13 protein-coding genes are annotated in these 12,910 nt (G+C 48.6%); all 13 read right to left on the minus strand.

All coding sequences use genetic code 11. The features are described 5' to 3' along the window. Nucleotides 1–15 precede the first annotated feature (15 nt). The gene (locus IJG50_05330; protein ID MBQ3379273.1) at nucleotides 16–405 is read right to left on the minus strand and encodes a YlbF family regulator; all 390 of its coding nucleotides are present in this window, start codon (nucleotides 403–405) and stop codon (nucleotides 16–18) included. 33 nt (nucleotides 406–438) lie between these two features. Beyond that, on the minus strand, nucleotides 439–1,896 hold the full coding sequence (miaB, locus tag IJG50_05335) for a tRNA (N6-isopentenyl adenosine(37)-C2)-methylthiotransferase MiaB (protein ID MBQ3379274.1): 1,458 nt from the start codon (nucleotides 1,894–1,896) through the stop codon (nucleotides 439–441). A gap of 72 nt (nucleotides 1,897–1,968) precedes the next feature. Beyond that, nucleotides 1,969–2,382 carry a hypothetical protein gene (locus IJG50_05340; protein ID MBQ3379275.1) on the minus strand — a complete coding sequence of 138 codons (414 nt, stop codon included), beginning with the start codon at nucleotides 2,380–2,382 and terminating at the stop codon, nucleotides 1,969–1,971. Nucleotides 2,383–2,500: 118 nt separating this feature from the next. Continuing rightward, nucleotides 2,501–3,799 (minus strand): glucose-6-phosphate isomerase, encoded by a 1,299-nt coding sequence (locus IJG50_05345; protein ID MBQ3379276.1) that lies wholly within the window; start codon nucleotides 3,797–3,799, stop codon nucleotides 2,501–2,503. A gap of 128 nt (nucleotides 3,800–3,927) precedes the next feature. Further along, nucleotides 3,928–4,401: a VanW family protein gene (locus tag IJG50_05350; protein MBQ3379277.1), complete on the minus strand. Its 474-nt coding sequence runs from the start codon at nucleotides 4,399–4,401 to the stop codon at nucleotides 3,928–3,930. A 135-nt stretch (nucleotides 4,402–4,536) separates the two neighbouring features. Next, a complete protein-coding gene (locus IJG50_05355) occupies nucleotides 4,537–4,860 on the minus strand; it encodes a hypothetical protein (GenBank protein ID MBQ3379278.1) in 324 nt (107 codons plus the stop codon). Between the two features lie 255 nt (nucleotides 4,861–5,115). Continuing rightward, nucleotides 5,116–5,583: a nucleoside deaminase gene (locus IJG50_05360; protein MBQ3379279.1), complete on the minus strand. Its 468-nt coding sequence runs from the start codon at nucleotides 5,581–5,583 to the stop codon at nucleotides 5,116–5,118. Next, nucleotides 5,580–6,809: a hypothetical protein gene (locus IJG50_05365; protein MBQ3379280.1), complete on the minus strand. Its 1,230-nt coding sequence runs from the start codon at nucleotides 6,807–6,809 to the stop codon at nucleotides 5,580–5,582. The genes IJG50_05360 and IJG50_05365 overlap by 4 nt, the downstream gene beginning before the upstream one ends. Before the next feature lie 9 nt (nucleotides 6,810–6,818). Next, entirely contained in the window at nucleotides 6,819–8,285 is a 1,467-nt protein-coding gene (locus IJG50_05370; GenBank protein MBQ3379281.1) for an MBOAT family protein, read from the minus strand. A gap of 9 nt (nucleotides 8,286–8,294) precedes the next feature. Beyond that, nucleotides 8,295–9,485, minus strand: coding sequence for a beta-hexosaminidase (locus IJG50_05375; GenBank protein ID MBQ3379282.1), 1,191 nt, complete (start codon nucleotides 9,483–9,485; stop codon nucleotides 8,295–8,297). Nucleotides 9,486–9,619: 134 nt separating this feature from the next. Further along, a complete protein-coding gene (gene rho, locus IJG50_05380) occupies nucleotides 9,620–11,155 on the minus strand; it encodes a transcription termination factor Rho (protein MBQ3379283.1) in 1,536 nt (511 codons plus the stop codon). Between the two features lie 53 nt (nucleotides 11,156–11,208). Further along, nucleotides 11,209–12,069, minus strand: a complete 861-nt coding sequence (folD, locus tag IJG50_05385) for a bifunctional methylenetetrahydrofolate dehydrogenase/methenyltetrahydrofolate cyclohydrolase FolD (GenBank protein ID MBQ3379284.1) — start codon at nucleotides 12,067–12,069, stop codon at nucleotides 11,209–11,211. A 2-nt stretch (nucleotides 12,070–12,071) separates the two neighbouring features. Beyond that, nucleotides 12,072–12,902: a prolipoprotein diacylglyceryl transferase gene (gene lgt / locus IJG50_05390; protein MBQ3379285.1), complete on the minus strand. Its 831-nt coding sequence runs from the start codon at nucleotides 12,900–12,902 to the stop codon at nucleotides 12,072–12,074. Nucleotides 12,903–12,910 lie beyond the last annotated feature (8 nt).

Genomic DNA, 12,910 nt, shown 5'->3' on the forward strand with positions numbered 1-12,910 from the left:
TCAGAGACGTTTATTTTAGTGGCATCCTGCGCAGCCGGAGCAGTCTCCGCCGCACTCGTCGCTCGAACCTGCAAAGCAGGAGCTTATCGTGCGAATGATATAGTTCATTATCTGCTGAACCTCGTTGTTGGCATCGGTCATATCCGACATAATGGGGCTTGCCATGATCTCCTCATATATGCTCATTATCTGAGAATTCTGCGTCTCCATCTCTTCGTTCGACGCGCCGTCATTCTGCATCTGAACGAGCTTCTGACGCTGCATCTCAAAGTTGCCCACCTTGTCTCTGAGCGCTTCATCTGCCTCAAACGCCTCGTTTGCGGCCAGAAGTCTTTTGACCTGCTCGGTCTCTCTCATAAGCTCGCCTATTTCCACTGCTTTAGATAAAATAAGATCCATCGACATTTTAAAATTTTCCTTTCGTTATATAAATATTTTTTATAATTTTCCGTATAGCGACCATGTGTTGGCCTTTATTATCTCAAGGTCGCAGAACTTCCCCTTAAGGTCCTTCGTCCCCTCGAAATTCACTGTTTTTCCGCCGTCAGTGCGTCCCGTCATCATATTCGCATCGGTACGGCTCTCCCCCTCTACCAAAACTCGCACGCGGCGATGAAGCAAAGCCTTGTTTTTCTCAAGAGAGATACCGTTCTGAAGCGCCGTAAGCTCGTCGAAGCGGCGTTTTTTTACGTCTCGCGGCACCTGCTCATCCATAGCGGCGGCGGGAGTTCCGGGCCGCCTTGAATAGAGAAAAGTAAAGAGCATATCGAACTGCCCCTCGCGAACGAGAGCAAGCGTATTTAAAAACTCGTCCTCCGTCTCGGACGGAAATCCCACGATAACGTCGCTCGTGACCGTAAGGTCGGGCATATAAGAACGCGCAAGCGCAAGCTTGTCAAGATACTGCTTTTTCGTATATCCGCGGTTCATCGCACGAAGCACCCTGTCGTCTCCCGCCTGGAACGGAAGATGCAGATGGCGCGCCGCCTTTTGGCATTCTGCCATAGTGCGAAAGAGCTTCCCCGTCGCGTCCTTCGGATGCGACGTCATGAACTTTATGCGAAAGTCGCCCCGAATATCGTTTATGCTTCGCAGCAGATCGGAAAAGTCTATATCTTCACTAAGGTCGCGCCCGTAGGAGTTTACGTTCTGCCCCAAAAGCATGATCTCCTTAACGCCCGACTCAAGCGCCGCAGTGACTTCATCAAGTATCTTTTGCGGCTCGCGCGAGCGTTCGCGTCCGCGCACATAAGGCACGATGCAGTACGAGCAGAAGTTGTTGCAGCCGTACATTATGGATATATTGGCCGAAAACCCGTTGTCGCGCAGTATCGGCAGCCCCTCGTATATGCGTCCGTCGGTATTTAGAACGTCGAACGTGCGGCCGCCGTCTTTAAGCGTATTTAAAAGTATTTCGGGAAAACGCGCCAGCGTGTGCGTGCCGAATACGGCGTCAACGTGGGGATAGCGCATTTTTATGCGGCGGGCGTTTTCTTCTATCTGCATCATGCAGCCGCATACGGCTATCTTCATATCGGGATTCTTTCTCTTTTCGTGCACAAGCGCGCCCACGTTTCCGAACAATCGCATCTCGGCCCCCTCGCGCACGGCGCAGGTGTTGAACACGACCAGATCGGCGCCGCGTCTTTCCGAAACGAGCCTGTATCCCATCTCAAGGAGCATTCCGCGCAGCCGCTCCGAATCGTTCTCGTTCTGCTGGCAGCCGTACGTCACCACGCAGGCAGTATGATCCCTGCCGCGAAGCGCGCCCTTTTTAGATATTATTTCACGCACCGCCAAAGCATACTCTCTTTGCCGCATCATGTCAATTATTTCGTTTGGCAATGGTCCACTCTCCGATTTTCCTAAAATACCTTGTTTTTTATCATAACACATAAACGCAATTAAAAAAAGACTCTTTATGAGTCTTTTTTTAATTTTAAATAAATATTAACATTTGGGCCGCCGTCAGCTTATTATGTACTTTTTGGAATCACCCATATTTGCGGGGTCCATACTTGCGGAAATGAAGAACTCTATTCCCGTTCTGTCGGAAAACTCCGCCATCTCTTTTATAAACACTTCAAACAACTCGTCGGTATTGTTTTTAACGATCTTAAAAAGGCCGTCAATATAAATATTCGTTATATCGTAATTTCCTGCATGAAGTCCCTTCACAAAACCTGTGAATCTGTCGTAATTCTGTAAGTCGTACTCAGATGCGTCCACAAGTCTTATATCGCGGTCGAGATCATACATGAGCTGATTCGATTTTTCGATAAATACTACATTTCCTTTTGCCGTCTTAACGGTATTGTTGGCGTCGCTTATTATTTTCTTCGTTTTACCCGAGCCTTTAAGTCCTGCAACAATCTTTATCATGGCATTCACTCCTATAATGTTTTTGGGTAATAATATAATACTACATCTTATCGGCTTTTTCAATCAAATACGCATATTTTTTTAAAGTAATGTATATTTGACCTCTTTATTCGCCCGATCACTTCATTGGCTTATTCAAAAATTTTCTCATATAACGTTTGTAAGCCTCTACTCCCGGCTGATTGAACGGATCCACGCCCAAAATATATCCCGACAGCGCGCACGCCTTTTCAAAGAAATACGTAAGGTATCCGTATGAATATGCGTCGGCGCGCGGGAATGTGACGGTAAGATTAGGTACGCCTCCGTCGCGATGCGCCGCAGCCGACGATATCATCGCATAACGGTTTATTTCCGACAGCTTCATGCCTGAAAGATACGAAAGAGCGCCGTCCTTCGCGCTGTCCGAAAGCGTTATATCGGAAAGCGGGGAGTCGGGCCATAAAAGCGTTTCGAACTGGTTCTTCGTGCCGTCCTGTATATACTGGCCAATCGAATGAAGGTCGGTCGAGAACGTGGAGAACACGGGGAATATGCCGCCGCCGCTCTTTCCCTCGCTTTCGGCAAAAAGCTGCTTTAACCATTCGCCGAAGGCATGAAGATTTGGCTCGAACGAGGCGAAAACTTCAACGCATTTGCCTTTACTGTAAAGATAGTTTCTAACGGCAGCGTATTGAAGACATAGATTGTCTTCAAACTCAGGCTCCATAAAATCGCGGTAAGCGTCGCGCGCGCCGCGCATTACCTCGTCTATATCTACGCCGCATACGGCCATAGGAAGAAGCCCTACCGGCGTGAGCACCGAATAACGTCCTCCCACGCCTGGGGGAATGTCGAACGATTCATATCCGCGCTCGTCTGAAAGCTCTCTTAAAAGTCCCTTTGTCGGGTCGGTCGTAACGTATATCCTTTGCGCCGCCTCGCTTTCGCCGTAACGTTCTTTTATAAGCTCCAAAAATATCTTGAACGCCAGATCCGGCTCAAGCGTCGTGCCTGATTTTGATACCACGTTTATGGAAAAATCACGTTCTCTCAGCATATCCATCACAGAGTTTATGCTGTCCGGCGACAAATCGCATCCGCTGTAAAAGATCATCGGCGTATCCTTCGCCGTAAGGTTGTAATTTCGCCCCTTTATGAACTCTATGGCTCCCCGCGCGCCCGCGTATGAGCCGCCTATCCCTATGAGCACAAAGGCGTCAGAGCTTTGTTTTATCCTCTCCGCGCATTCTTTTATTCTATTAAGAGACTCATCGCTCGTGCTTTCGGGCAGGTCGTGCCAAATCGTCATGTTCGCTCCTGCGCCGTTTTTTGATATAAGCGCGTAATACGCGTCAAGCGAGCGTATTTTATACGCTTCAAATTCCGCCAAAGAAAAAATATCGCCGCAATTTTTAAAATCAATATTAAAGGACATTATTTCACCTCATTAAAAGTCTTTCGTCTGTTAATTGTTCTAATTAAGATTATACTCTTAAAAGCGCATGTTATCAAGATTATTATGTCGTATTGCGCGAAACGAAAGAATTAAAGGGGGCGCCAAGATCACGCCCCCAGGCTTGTCAGCGTTACCGTAAGCTCGTCGCTTCCCAAATAAAAATCCATTCTTATCGGCTTGTCTGTCGAATTTAAAAACTTAAGATCAAGCTCGCCGTAATATACCGTGGCGTCTTCGCCTTTCGGCACATAGTCAACTAAAAGTCCGTGCTCGTGGCGCTCCGTTACGGTAAGTCCGGCGTCCTTCGCCGCTTTATAAAGCGCGGAGCTTACCTGGCATATACCTCCGCCGACTTCTTTTTCCTTTTCATTGTCCTTAAAAACAACTGCCTTCTTAAAACCGCGCTCCATTGTACGCCGCCCGACGCTCTCGTTGAATGAAAACTCTTCTTTGGGACCAAGCACCTTTCCCTGAAGCGTCTCCACGGTAAGGCGTATATTCTCTATGCGCCCCTCGCGCTTGTCCAAAAGCGGCGTAACGACACTTATAAGCTCGGTTTCGTAAGTTACGGCTTCGTCCAAAGCTTCGCTCTCCTTCGTCTGCTGCGCCGCGGCGTATATATTTTGCGTTATTCTTTCTCCTGCCTGAGTTTGCGCGCAGGATGCGCAAAGCGCCGCTAAAAGCAAAAAAGCAAATGCCGACACTTTTCTCATACGCTAAAACGACTGAAAATCCGTCAGTATCCTGTATTTCCCGTACCAATCAAGCGGCATGGGTCCGAGCGGCGTATAGAATCTTATATAAGAAGGCTCTCCCGCAACGCCGCCTTTATCATCAGCCGCACGGCTTCTTTGTGTGCGCGTCCCCAAAAAAAGCGCGCCGTCCATAACGTCCGCCGAGCCGGTCGTCTCCGTTATGAGCGCGCCGCTTTGGCTTCGGCCGACGCCTTCATAAGAGGTCACGCCGTTTCGAGCGCTCTGACACCCAAAAAGAGAAATCGCGATAAGGCATACGACGGCTGCAGCTGCAAATTTTTTCATATCATCTCTCCTTTTTACGAAGCACACGTCTTCGCAAGCGTATTATTTGCCGCCAAACGAGAGATTAAACTTGAAAAAATATATAAAAAAACCTCGATCGCTCACATCGAGGTCTTTTGTGGGGAGTTAGGGGGAATCTTTATTAAAAGTTTGAGGTTTCTTTTTACACTTATATAATAAACCTTCCCTTTCCCCATTTCATGTATAATATTTGTTTAAAATGTGAACTTTGTGTAAAGGCATGTAAACAAATTATTAAATGTCCGCACTTTTTCGCATTTTTTCAAAAAAGCGCGATATTATACGCGCGCAGTCGTCTTTTAAAACGCCGTACTCTATTTTCGGCTTCGGCGCCATATCCCAATCGAACAGATTGAATTTTGAGCCGCACGCTCCCGTTGTAAAATCGAGCGCGCCAATGTATATTTCATCTATCCGCGCAAGCATTATCGCTCCGGCGCACATGGGACACGGCTCCAGCGTTACAAAGATCGACGCGCCCTTTAAATTCCGCCTTCCGAGCCTTGCGCATGCGTCCTCAATGGCCACGATCTCAGCATGCGACGTGGCGGACGCGCGCGCCTCTCTTAAGTTTCGGCCCCTTCCTACGATACGGCCGTTTTCAACAACGACGCATCCTACCGGCACATCGCCTGCGGCGGCGCACTTTTCGGCCTCCGTGAGCGCTTCTTTCATATATGACTGTTTTTCTTCTCTTGTCATGGCCGTTCTCCCTGACTTACGCATAATCCGTCAAAGTGTGCGTCGTCAAATACTTCTGTATTGTACATAACTATAACGGCGTCGAAATCGTGCTCGCGCATGACGTTTTCGGCAATGGGCGCGCCCGTGTCGCGCGGGTCCAAAAGCCACAGCTCGGAGATGCACGTTGAAAGATATGCGGCAAGCGGCAGCGCGAACGAATCCTTTATTATTAGGAGCTTTATGTCGTTTTCGGCGCTGTTGTTTTTTATTTTCATAAGGCCGTAATCATATCCGAAATACGCGGCGTATCTGTTGGCCGTTATGTCTTCGTCCGAAAGTATGCTCTCCCTTGCTACCGCGTCGCCGAAACCGCCCTCCGCGAGCGGCCAGTCGGGACGGCGCACCATATCGCTTACCACATAATCAAAGCTGTCCTTCGGCGCAATGAATGTATAATCGTCTACTCCGGCTATAAACTTACCTACGCGCCTCCCCTGGGAACCTAAAAAGCACTTTTTATAATACGTTATATCATAGTTTTCAATATTTCTGTGATATCCCGAAGGGTCGCAGTTTATTTTGAAGCGCGAATAAAGCTCAGCCGCGACCTCTCCAAACGCCCAGAAGGCCGTTTCATTTGTCCAGTGATGATCTGTCGCATAAAACATATCGGCATAAGGGATGCCGCTGCCCGAAAGACGTTCTCTCAGATCCAGCGTTTCAACTCCCGCTTCGCCGAGAAATGATATAAGCTCGTCTGCATCCTCATTGGAATCGTTCCTTGCTCCCGGCGGGAATACGGTGTATCCGCGTATGCGTTTATTCGGCGCCTGGATATAGATAAACGGTATGCCCGCCGCCTTTGCTTTGCCGGCCAAAGTCAAAAGCTTTTCGCCGTATTCGTCTTTATATGCGCGCTTCTCGGAAAAATGGAGCTTGCCCTGCATATCCTTTATGAGATAGCCGTAAGCCGCATCCTCGAATATATGCGAGCCGGAAAAGACCTCGAATGCGGAGTATAGGTTTAAAAAACCGTCAAACATAAAAAGCCTGTCTTCAAAGATGTTGCCTTCCGAGCTTTCTTCCGTCTTTATATCTTCCGCTTCAACGCTGACATCTGCGTCGTCGCCGCTTTCTTTGGCAAAGGAGGTTATGAGCGTCATAATACCTACAAAAAACACAAGGAATGTAAGTATTAAAGCCGTTACGCGCTGTTTAACTTTTTTTCGTATATCGTTATTCATATCGTCCGCCTAAAAATTAAAATAAATAAACGGGTTATAAGTGTTCTTTAAAAGGAATGCGGTACACAGAAGCAAAAGCGCTGCATAGGCCGCAGGATATATTATATCCGCCGCAAGCGACAGAGCGCGCCGAGGCGCAGTCTGCTCTTTGAAGGCGTTAAGCTTTTCGGATATATACGGCGCAAGCGGGCACGATAAAACAGCCCCCAAAATAAGATACCAGCCTTTTCCCGTTGCAAACATAAGAAAATCATCGGAAACGAACGGCACTCCCGCGCCGCCGAACATGGCTCCCATATACGAAAGCGCGCCAGCAAGCGTATCGGCACGGAAAATGACCCAGCCGAACACCACGACAGCCATTGTATAAAGATGCCACAGCGCGCGCGTTTTAGGAGGCGAGTCCGAAGCATTTTTCAGCGCGTCGGGGTAGAGCATTTTTTCCATTACAAGAAATACAAGATAATAAAGGCCCCATACTATGAAATTCCACGAAGCACCGTGCCATACGCCCGTTAAGAGCCATACGACGAAGAGATTTATTATAAGCCTTATGCGGCTCTCCACTCTCGAGCCGCCCATAGGTATGTAAACATAATCTCGGAACCATGTTCCCAGCGACATGTGCCATCTGCGCCAGAACTCTGTTATGCTCTTTGAAATATAAGGATAGTTGAAGTTCTCAAGAAATTTGAAGCCGAACATCTGCCCCAGGCCTATCGCCATGTCGGAATATCCCGAAAAGTCGAAATATATCTGCAGCGTATACGCCAAAGCGCCGAGCCACGCCGTCATGACAGACTCCGGCCCGCCGCCCGAAAAAGCCGCGTCGGCTACCGGCGCCATCTGATTTGCTATAAGCACCTTTTTTGCAAGACCCGCAACAAAGCGGCAAAAGCCGTAGGAAAAACCGGCAAGAGTCTCTTTCCTGTTCATTATCTGAGCGGCAACCGTTTGATATCGTACTATCGGTCCCGCTATAAGCTGAGGGAAAAAGGCTATATAAAGCCCGACGTTCAATATGTTTTTCTGCGCGCGTCCTTTTTTTCTGTATACGTCGACAACGTAGGATATAGACTGGAAGGTAAAAAACGATATGCCTATCGGCAGATCTATCACCGGCACTTTAAGCCCCGCGCCGAACATCACGTTTATGTTCTCGCAGAAAAACATAAGGTACTTAAAGATAAAAATAATGCCCAAATTGAAAACAAGCGTAAAAATCAGAACGAGTCTTGCGCGCGGCGTTTCTCTGTACTTTGTTATCATAAGCGCAAAATACCAGTTCGCCGCTATTGACAGAAGCATTACAAAAACGAAGCGTGGCTCGCCCCAAGCATAGAAAAATATACTTGCCGCAAACAAGAGCACGTTTCTGTAAGTCATTTTTTTTAAGAACGGCTTAAACACGGCATAGTACAATAAAAGTACCGCCGGAAGAAAGCCGTAAATAAATAATGTGCTTGAAAAAAGCATATCTCTATCCTACTTTATTATACCTGATTTAAGCTTGGCTGTTACTACGTGAAGCGCCGCGTCGTACAGCCTCTCCTCGCTTATCGTTCCGTTCTCGACCGCCTTCAGAACGGCGTTATACTGCGTTGTAAAATCCGAGGATATCAGCATATCGTTGCCTGCGTTCACGGCAAGCACCGCCGCCTCGGCCGTGTCTGCAAACTGTCCTATCGCATCCATAACAAGGTCGTCTGTTATGATAACGCCGTCAAACGAAAGCTCGTTTCTTAAAATATCGTGTACGTTTCTTGAAAGTGAAGCGGGGTACTGCCCGTCCATGCAAAGGACGCTGTTGTGGGAAACGAGCACAAACGGAGCCCCGGCTTCTATGCCTGCACGAAACGGCAGAAAGTCTTCATTTATAAACTGCTCATAGGGCCTTTCGTCAACGCTTATGCCCGTGTGCGTGTCAACATTGCCGCCGTATCCCGGAAAATGCTTTAAAACGCTCATTATCCCTTCGTTCTTCATTTCGGTACACACCAAAGACACATACTCCGCCGTTTCGCGGGCGCCCTGTCCGAAGGCGCGGTCGTACATAAAGTCGTCAGGGTCTGTAGATATATCGCATACGGGCGCAAGGTTCATGTTTATGCCCAGTCCGAGTAAAAGCTGCGACTTTTCCCGTGCGTCGGAGGCGATAAGCTCAAGTCCCCCTTCTTTATACAGTCTCTTTGGAGACTTGAATCTTTCCGCTCTGAACGCCTCATACATGCTTACACGCACGACAGAGCCGCCCTCCTCGTCAACGCCGAAAATAAGCGGAATCTTTGCGTCGGCCTGAAGCGACGACGTAAGAGCTCTTATCGTGTCCGGCGTCTCTTCTTTAAAGTCCTTGCCGAACATTATAAAGCCGCCGGGGCAGTATTCCGCAGTAAGCTCTTGCGCCGTTTCCCCGTAAAAGCGTACTAAGAATATCTGCGCCGCGCGCTCGGGAACGCTCATTTCATCGACGATCTGACGCGCGCGAAGAAGCGTAAGCTCGTCGGGCGAAAGCTCCGGCTCGGGCTCGGCTTCTATATCTTGCACGCTTTCTTCTTTTACGGCATCCTTATCCGCTTCGCTTTTATCGCCGTCCAAAGTGGAGGCCTTCCCGCAGGCGGATAATGTGAGCAAAAACGCCAAAACTATCAAAATGAGCGAATAAAGCCTATGTTTCATAAAATCACCTTTAAGATACGGTTTGATATTTATAATTTTTTATTATATCACAAAAAGTGTTGAAATGCAAAAACACTTGATACTGTCTTTTGCATTTCAACATCGGCAGTTGTCCGTTTTCTTTGAAAACAGAGTTATATTCTGCTTTTTAAGAGCACATCAACAAGTTCGGCATTTGAATTTGTCGCTATGATCTTGGAAACAAGCTTTTCGTATATATCCGTTCCGCTGCCGCCCAAGGAACGCCTGAGCGACCAGAGAAAATCAAGCTCGCGTTTACTAAGGAGCAGTTCTTCCCGTCTTGTGCCCGAACGGTTTATGTCGATAGCCGGAAATATGCGTCGTTCGCTCATCTTTCTGTCAAGATAAAGCTCCATATTACCCGTTCCTTTAAATTCCTCGAAAATAATATCGTCCATACGGCTGCCCGTTTCGACCAGGGCGGTCGCAAGTATCGTAAGCGATCCTCCGCCGTCTATATTTCTCGCCGCGCCGAAGAACTTCTTCGGGAACATGAGCGCGCCCGCGTCAAGTCCTCCCGAAAGAGTGCGTCCCGTAGGCGGCGTAACAAGATTATAAGCCCTTGCAAGCCTCGTTATGGAGTCTAAAAGTATCACTATGTCCTTTTTATGTTCTACCTGTCTCATCGCGTAGGCAAGCGCCATTTCCGCGACCTTTATGTGATGAACGGGCTCCGAGTCGAATGTGGAATAGAGCACCTGGGCGTTCGTGCTGCGGCGCATATCCGTGACCTCCTCGGGACGTTCGTCGATAAGCAGCACGATAAGCTCGCATTCGGGATTGTTGCGGCTTATGCTGTTGGCTATCTGCTTTAAAAGCGTAGTCTTGCCCGTTTTGGGCGGCGCAACTATCATTCCGCGCTGCCCCTTGCCGATGGGAGCGACAAGGTCAGTAAGTCTCATGGAATAATTCGTCCTGTCGGTCTCAAGACGCATACGCTCGTCGGGGAATATGGCTTCCAGCCGTTCAAACAAAACTCGGCGTATTGCAGCGTCGGGCTTGTCGCCGTTTATCGTCTTTACGAAGATCATCGATTCGAATTTGTCTTCCTGCGGCTTTCTTACTACGCCCCAGAGCTTGTCGCCCTGGCGAAGACGAAAACGTCTTATCTGGGTAGGTGAAACATATATATCCTCCGGCCCCGGAAGTAAATTCTGGCCGCGCAAAAAGCCGAAGCCCTCAGAGAGCATGTCAAGCACGCCTCCCGCTTCGCGGCGGCTGTCTGTGGTCTGCAGTTTTTCCTGCTGCGGCGAAAGCATGCCCACGCCGTACGCTTTAGACTCGCCGCTCTCGCCCGCAACATCGTACCCTTCATATTCAGATAAACTGCCGTTATCTTCTTTGGCGTCGACTGATGCGTCGGCTGCCGAGTCTGCGTAATTCTCGGCGCGCCCGCTTTCCCCCGCATCGGAAATCGGCTGAGTCTTTACGGGGATCCTCGGCAGTTTTGCAGGCTCTTCCCCCGTTTCGGCGCCTTCGCGCGCTTTAAGCTTTAGGCCTGCTTTCAGTGCATTCTCGTTTTGGAGCATAAGCTCGTAGATCTTTTCTACAAGCTCGGCCTTTCTGTATGCCGTTACGCTTCTTATGCCAAGAGCACGCGCAGTTTCTTTTAGCTCTGCAAGCGTTTTATCGGATAATTCCCTGCGCACATCTTTGCTCGGCACCTAAACACCTTCTTTCATATATTCAGCTTACGCGGTCTCTACGCATTTTTCTTTGCTTTAAGCTCGGCCGCTTTTATCGTATTTTTAAGAAGCATGGTTATCGTAAGAGGACCAACGCCTCCCGGAACGGGAGTTATAACGGAGGCGACCTCCTTCACGTTCTCAAAATCCACGTCGCCGCAAAGCTTGCCGTTCTCATCGCGGTTCATGCCCACGTCTATTACAACGGCTCCTGGGCGCACCATATCGGCGGTTATCATCTTTGCCTTGCCCACGGCCGCTACGAGTATCTCGGCGCGGCGCGTTACCTCCTTTAAGTCCTTCGTACGCGAATGGCACAGCGTTACGGTGCCGTGTCTGTGAAGAAGCAGCATTGCCTGCGGCTTGCCGACTATGTTGCTTCGTCCCACTACTACGCACTCTTTACCCTTTACGTCAACGCCGGCTTCGTCTATTATCTCCATGACTCCTGCGGGAGTGCAGGGCAGAAAATCAAAATCGCCTATCATTATGCGTCCTACATTCTGCGGATGGAAAGCGTCAACGTCCTTGTCGATGCGGATATTCTCGATAACTACCTTTTCGTCAAGCTGCCCCGGCAGCGGAAGCTGCACGAGTATTCCGTGTACGCTGTCGTCGTCGTTGAGCTTGTTTACCAAAGAAAGAAGCTCTTTAGAAGTGGTGCTTTCGGGCAATTCGTATACGTCCGATCTTATGCCCACCTCTTCGCAGGCCAACCGCTTGTTCTTCACATACGTTTTCGACGCCGGGTCCTCGCCCACTATTATTACAGACAGCGACGGGCATACGCCCTTTTCTTTAAGCGCCTGTGCGTCTTTTTTTATCTGTTCTCTCAGTTTTTTGGAAAGTGCTTTTCCGTCAATTACTTTTGCCGACATGATCAACCTATCTCCCTGTGCTTTGTTTTTATTCTTGCTATGATTATGATAACGACCGCGCAAACGAACGAGACCGCCGCAAGCGCCTGAGAGACCCTGACGCCCGTATCGAACAGATACAGGCTGTCGGTCCTTATGCCCTCGATGAACATACGACCGAGTCCGTACCATGCGATATACATGCAAAGGATCTCGCCGTTGAATTTCTTGCGCTTATAATAGATATGTAAAATGAGAGCCCCCAAAAGATTCCATATGGATTCATACAGAAACGTGGGATGTACGCAGATGCGAGCATGAGCCGCCAGATCGTAGATCTCCATGCGCCACGGCAGCGTCGTTATCTCGCCGTAGGCCTCTCTGTTGAAAAAGTTGCCCCAGCGTCCGACGCCCTGTCCTATAAGAAAGCTTACCGCAACGCAGTCGCTCACCTTCAGAAAGCTTATCTTCTTTATCCGACATATTATGAACGCGCACAAAAACGCACCTATGACCCCGCCGTATATGGCAAGTCCTCCGTCGCGTATGGACACGGCGCGTATAAAATCAAATTTTCCGTCTGTAAAATATAGGGAGCTATAAAAAATCACATAATAAGCTCTGGCGCAAATTATTGAAACGGGAAGAGATATTATGAGTACTATAAGAAAATCGTCCTCTTTTATCTTCTCATATCGCACTCTTGAAAGAGCATACAAAAGCCCTAAAACAAAACCTATCCCTATAATAACGCCATACCAATATACAGAAAAACCAAAGATCTCAAAAGCCGTTCTGGACGGGTCGACACTTATACCCAGTCCGGGAAATGATATAGAATTATCTGCCGTCAATGTATCTT

Source organism: Clostridia bacterium (genome assembly GCA_017405765.1).
In the GTDB taxonomy this organism is placed as follows: Bacteria; Bacillota; Clostridia; order Oscillospirales; family RGIG577; genus RGIG577.

Excerpts from the sequence above, each read along its gene's own strand:
- IJG50_05360 (MBQ3379279.1), bottom strand. The coding sequence starts at position 5,583 with ATGACAAGAGAAGAAAAACAGTCATATATGAAAGAAGCGCTCACGGAG.
- miaB (MBQ3379274.1), bottom strand. The coding sequence starts at position 1,896 with ATGTGTTATGATAAAAAACAAGGTATTTTAGGAAAATCGGAGAGTGGA.
- IJG50_05365 (MBQ3379280.1), bottom strand. The coding sequence starts at position 6,809 with ATGAATAACGATATACGAAAAAAAGTTAAACAGCGCGTAACGGCTTTA.
- IJG50_05355 (MBQ3379278.1), bottom strand. The coding sequence starts at position 4,860 with ATGAAAAAATTTGCAGCTGCAGCCGTCGTATGCCTTATCGCGATTTCT.
- IJG50_05345 (MBQ3379276.1), bottom strand. The coding sequence starts at position 3,799 with ATGTCCTTTAATATTGATTTTAAAAATTGCGGCGATATTTTTTCTTTG.
- IJG50_05370 (MBQ3379281.1), bottom strand. The coding sequence starts at position 8,285 with ATGCTTTTTTCAAGCACATTATTTATTTACGGCTTTCTTCCGGCGGTA.
- IJG50_05375 (MBQ3379282.1), bottom strand. The coding sequence starts at position 9,485 with ATGAAACATAGGCTTTATTCGCTCATTTTGATAGTTTTGGCGTTTTTG.
- folD (MBQ3379284.1), bottom strand. The coding sequence starts at position 12,069 with ATGTCGGCAAAAGTAATTGACGGAAAAGCACTTTCCAAAAAACTGAGA.
- IJG50_05330 (MBQ3379273.1), bottom strand. The coding sequence starts at position 405 with ATGTCGATGGATCTTATTTTATCTAAAGCAGTGGAAATAGGCGAGCTT.
- IJG50_05340 (MBQ3379275.1), bottom strand. The coding sequence starts at position 2,382 with ATGATAAAGATTGTTGCAGGACTTAAAGGCTCGGGTAAAACGAAGAAA.